The 5,846-nt window shown below is 73.5% G+C and carries 1 protein-coding gene; it reads left to right on the top strand.

Annotated features, from left to right (window positions below):
• Positions 1-5,846 (top strand): non-ribosomal peptide synthetase (locus tag IE244_RS41345; protein ID WP_191878738.1); only part of this gene is annotated, 5,846 nt, incomplete at both ends.

The raw sequence follows: 5,846 nt of genomic DNA, 5'->3' as shown, positions 1-5,846 counted from the left end.
CTGCAACTGGTCCCGCCCGGCACCCCCGGCGAGCTGTACATCGCCGGCGCCGGACTCGCCCAGGGCTACCTGGACCGCCCCTCCCTCACCGCCGACCGCTTCGTGGCGGACCCGTACGGCGAGCCGGGCTCCCGGATGTACCGCTCGGGCGACCTGGTCCGCTGGAACAAGCAGGGGTCCCTCGAATACCTCGGCCGGGCCGACCAGCAGGTCAAGCTGCGCGGCTTCCGCATCGAACTCGAAGAGATCGAGACGGCGCTGGCCGGCTACGACGGTGTCGGCCAGGCGGTCGTCACCGTGCGGGAGGACCGGCCCGGGGACAAGCGGCTGGTCGCCTACCTCGTGGCCGCCGAGTCCGGTCTCGACCTGGGCGACCTGCGCCGGCAGGCCGCCTCGGCGCTGCCCGAGTACATGGTCCCGTCGGTCTTCGTGCCGATGGACGCGATCCCGCTGACCAGCAACGGCAAGGTGGACCGCAAGGCCCTGCCCGCGCCGTCCGCGAGCCAGGACGCGGCCGTCGGGCGCGCCCCGCGCACCCCCGCCGAGGAGGTGCTGTGCGGGCTGTTCGCGGAGATCCTCGGACTGCCGGACGTCACCATCGACGACCACTTCTTCCACCGGGGCGGCCACTCCCTGCTCGCCACCCGGCTCATCAGCCGGATCCGGCAGGCCTTCAGCGTGGGCATCACCGTCAAGGACCTGTTCCAGGGGCCGACCCCGGCCGCGCTGGCGGAGCTGGTGGAGCTGCGCAGCGGGGAGGACGTACGGCGGCCGGTGCTGCGGGAGGTGGCGCGGCCGGAGCGGGTGCCGCTGTCCTTCGGGCAGCGCAGGCTGTGGTTCCTGGACCAGCTGGAGGGGCCGTCGGCGACGTACAACATCCCGCTCGCGCTGCGGCTCACCGGTGCCGTGGACCTCGACGCGCTGCGGCTCGCGCTGACCGACACCGTCGTCCGCCACGAGAGTCTGCGGACGCTGTTCTCGGCGGCTGACGGGGAGCCCGGACAGGTGGTGCTGCCGGCCGGGGAGATCCGCCTGGACCTGCCGGTCACCCCGGCCGAGGAGCACACCCTGGACGCGCTGCTCGGCGCTGAGGCGGCCCGCACCTTCGACCTGGCCGCCGAACTCCCGCTGCGGGCCAGCCTGTTCAGCACCGGCGCGCAGGACCACGTCCTCCTCGTCGTCATGCACCACATCGTCTCCGACGGCTGGTCCACCGCCCCCTTCCTGCGCGATGTGGCGACCGCCTACACCGCCCGCGTCGAGGGCCGGGCGCCCGAGTGGGAGCGGCTCCCGGTCCAGTACGCCGACTACACCCTCTGGCAGGAGGAGCTGCTCGCGGCGGACGGGGAGCGACAGGCCGAGTTCTGGCGGCACACGCTGGGCGAGCTGCCCGAGGAGGCCACCCTCCCGGCCGACCGGCCGCGTCCGGCGACCGCGAGCTTCCGGGGCCGTACGCACGGCGTGCCGTGCCCGCCCGCGCTGCACGAGGCGCTGACCCGGCTGGCCCGGGAGACCGGGACGACCCTGTTCATGGTGGCGCAGGCCGCGGTGGCGACCGCGCTGGCCCGCTCCGGTGCCGGTACGGACATCCCGATCGGGGCGCCGATCGCGGGCCGCACCGACCAGCGCCTCGACGACCTGGTGGGCTTCTTCGTCAACAGCCTGGTGCTGCGCACCGATGTCGACGGGGACCCGACCTTCCGCGAGCTTCTCGACCGGGTCCGGGAGACCGACCTGGCCGCCTGGGCCCACCAGGACCTGCCCTTCGACCGGCTCGTCGAGATCCTCAACCCCGAGCGCAGCACCGCCCGCCACCCCCTCTTCCAGGTGGCCCTCACCCTCCAGGACGCGGCCAAGCCGGTCCTCGAACTGCCGGGCGTCCACACCGAGTCGGGCTTCACCCCGCTGGAGATCGCCAAGTTCGACCTGACCTTCTCCTTCCACGAGCACCGGACGCCCGACGGCCGGCCCGACGGCCTGGACCTGGCGATCGAGTACGCGACGGACCTGTATGACGCCCGGACCGTCGAAGGGCTCGCGGACCGTCTGGTACGGCTGCTGGAAGCGGCGGTCGCCGCGCCGGATCTGCCGGTCGGGCAGCTGGAGTTCACCGGCCCCGAGGAGCGGGAGCGGCTGCTGGAGCTGGGCGCCGGAGCGGTCACCGACGGCGCCTTCCCGGACGCGGGCCTCGCGGAGCTGTTCGCCGCGCAGGTGGCCCGGACGCCGGACGCGATCGCCGTGGCGTCCGAGGAGCGCACCCTCACCTACGCCGAACTCGACGCCGAGGCCGACCGGTTCGCGCAGCGGATCAGCGGCCTCGGGGTCGGCCCCGAGTCCGTCGTCGCCCTGATGATGGAGCGCTCGGCCGACCTCCTGGTCGCCATGCTCGCGGTCGTGAAGGCGGGCGGTGCCTACGCGCCCCTCAACCCGGCCGACCCGGACGCCCGCCACATCCAGATCCTCGACGAGCTCGACGCGCCGGTGCTGATCACCGACCGGGCGCTGGCCGACCATCCGCTGGTCACCAGGGCGCAGGCCCGGGACCTCGTCGTCGACCGCAAGGAGCTCGACGGCCGCCCCGCGACGGGGCACACCGCCGCCACCCACCCCGACCAGTGGCTGTACGTCATGTTCACCTCGGGCTCGACCGGCGTCCCGAAGGGCGTCGCCGTCACCCACCGCAACGTGGCCGACCTGGCCCGCCAGCGGATGTACGCGGGCGGCGGCCACCAGCGGGTCCTCTTCCACTCCCCGCACACCTTCGACGCCTCCACCTACGAGATCTGGGTGCCGTGGCTGACCGGCGGCACGGTCGTCGTGGCGCCCCGGGGCCACCTGGAGACCGGCACGCTGGGCGAGTTGCTCACCCGGTACTCGATCACCAGTCTGTGGCTGACGGCGGGACTGTTCCGGGTGATGGCCGAGGAGGTGCCGGAGGCCTTCGCCGGGGTCCGGGAGGTGTGGGCCGGCGGTGACGTCGTCTCGCCGGAGGCGGTGCGGCGGATCCAGGAGAACTGCCCGGACACGACCGTCGTCAACGGCTACGGGCCGACCGAGACCACCACCTTCGCCGCCACCCACCGCGTCCGCCGCCCCTACGACCTCCCGGGCACGATCCCGATCGGCGAGGCCCTCGACAACCACCACCTCTACGTCCTCGACTCCGCGCTCCGGCTCGTTCCGGCCGGCGCGCCCGGCGAGCTGTACATCGCCGGGGCCGGTCTGGCGCGGGGCTACGTGGGCCGCCCGTCGCTCACCGCCGAGCGGTTCGTCGCCGACCCGTTCGGCGAGCCGGGCACCCGGATGTACCGCACCGGGGACCTGGTGCGGTGGAACCACGAGGGCGCGCTGGAGTACCTCGGCCGGGCCGACCAGCAGGTCAAGCTGCGCGGCTTCCGCATCGAGCTCGGCGAGATCGAGGGCGCGCTGACCGCGCACCCGGCGGTCGTCCAGGCCACGGTGATCGTCCGCGAGGACCGGCCCGGGGACAAGCGGCTCGTCGCGTACCTGGTGACCGCCGGGGACGGCGTGGACCTCGGCGACCTGCGCCGGCACACCGCCGCGGCGCTCCCCGAGTACATGGTCCCGTCGGCCTTCGTCCTCCTCGACGCGATTCCGCTCACCGCCAACGGCAAGATCGACCGGCGTGCGCTGCCCGCCCCGCAGGTCATCCACGACGTCATCGGACGCGCCCCGCGCAACCCGCAGGAAGAGGTCCTGTGCGGCCTGTTCGCGGCGGTCCTCGGACTCCCGTCGGCCACCATCGACGACCACTTCTTCCACCGCGGCGGCCACTCCCTGCTCGCCACCCGCCTCATCAGCCGGATCCGCCAGGCCTTCGGCGTGCAGCTCGGCGTCAAGGACCTGTTCCGGCACGCGACCGTGGTCGCGCTGTCCGAGCGGATCACCGAGCGCGTCGCCGAGAGCAGCGGCGAGCTTCCCCGGGCCGCGCTGGCCCGTGCGCAGGAGCGCCCCGAGCGCGTCCCGCTGTCCTCCGCGCAGCAACGGCTCTGGTTCCTGGACCAGATGGAGGGCCCGTCGGCGACGTACAACATCCCGATGGCGCTGCGGCTCACCGGTTCCGTGGACGTCGAGGCGCTGCGGCAGGCCCTCACCGACCTCGTCACCCGCCACGAGAGCCTGCGCACGGTCTTCCCGGTCCACGACGGCAAGGCCTACCAGTCGGTGCGCGCGCCGGAGCCGGTGGACCTGCCGGTCCTCCCGGTCACCCCGGACACGCTCGCCGCCCGGCTGGCCGAACTCTCCGCCACCACCTTCGACCTGGCATCCCGGATCCCGCTCCGGGCCGGTCTCTTCCAGCTGGGCGAGCGCGAGCACGTCCTGCTCCTGGTCATCCACCACATCGCCTCCGACGGCTGGTCCAACGCGCCCCTCTTCCGCGACCTGTCCGCCGCCTACGCGGCCCGTACCGAGGGCCGGGCACCCGGCTGGGAGCCGCTGCCCGTCCAGTACGCCGACTACGCGCTCTGGCAGCAGCAGCTCATGGCGGACGACGAGGAACGCCAGCTGGGCTTCTGGCGCGAGGCGTTGAGCGACCTGCCGGAGGAGGCCACCCTCCCGGCCGACCGCCCGCGTCCGGCGACCGCCTCCAACCGGGGCAGCACCCACACGGTCCACGGGAGCGCCGCACTGCACACGGCGCTCACCGCGCTGGCCCAGGACACCGGGACGACCCTGTTCATGGTGGCCCAGGCCGCCGTGTCCGCCCTGTTGGCACGGTCCGGGGCCGGGTACGACATTCCGCTCGGCTCCCCGGTCGCCGGCCGCACCGACCAGCAGCTCGACGACCTCGTCGGCTTCTTCGTCAACACCCTCGTCCTGCGCACGGACCTGAGCGGCGACCCGAGCTTCCGGGACCTGCTGCACCGCGTCCGGGAGGCCGACCTCTCCGCCTGGAACCACCAGGACCTGCCCTTCGACCGCCTGGTCGAGATCCTCAACCCGGAGCGCACCCCGGCCCGGCACCCGCTCTTCCAGGTGATGCTCACGCTCGGCGACACCGCCGCCGAGGCACCCGAACTGCCGGGCCTGACCACGGCGTACGAGTTCTCCGAGGTGGAGATCGCCAAGTTCGACCTCACCTTCGGCTTCGCGGAGCAGCGGAGCGCGGACGGGGAACCCGGCGGCCTGGACATCACCGTCGAGTACGCCACCGACCTCTACGACGCGAGCACCATCGAGGCGACCGCCGACCGGCTCGTACGCCTGCTGGAAGCCGCCGTGGACGCCCCCGAACTCCCGTTGGGCGAACTGGAGTTGTTGTCCACGGGCGAGCGGGATCTGCTGCTGGAGCGGTGGGCGGGCACGGTCACCGGGGGCGCCGGCACCGGACTCGGCGAGCTGTTCGCCGCCCAGGCCGCGCGGACCCCGGACGCCGTGGCCGTCGTCCACGGCGATCAGGAGCTGACGTACCGGGAACTCGACGCACGGGCCAACGCCGCGGCCCACCGGCTGATCGCGGAAGGAGTGGTGCCCGGCAGCCGGGTCGCCCTCTTCCAGGACCGGTCGGTGGACGCGGTGGTCAGCACCCTCGCGGTCGTCAAGGCCGGTGCGGTGTACGTCCCGCTGGACACCCGGTACCCGATGGAGCGCGTCCAGCTCATCGTCGAGCAGTCCGCCGTCGACTTCTTCGTCACGGACCGCGATCCGGGGGCGGTACGGCTGCCCGAGGGCGCCAAGGTGATCCCGAGCGGGGCGACTTCCGGGGCCGAGGGCGATCCCGCGGTGCGGGTCCACCCGGACCAGCCGGTGTACGCGATGTTCACGTCCGGCTCGACCGGCATCCCGAAGGGCGTCGCGGTCACCCACCGCAACGTCGCCGACCT

This window comes from Streptomyces filipinensis, from assembly GCF_014649495.1.
Lineage (GTDB): Bacteria > Actinomycetota > Actinomycetes > Streptomycetales > Streptomycetaceae > Streptomyces > Streptomyces filipinensis.
This window is presented reverse-complemented; position numbering and strand designations above follow the sequence as displayed.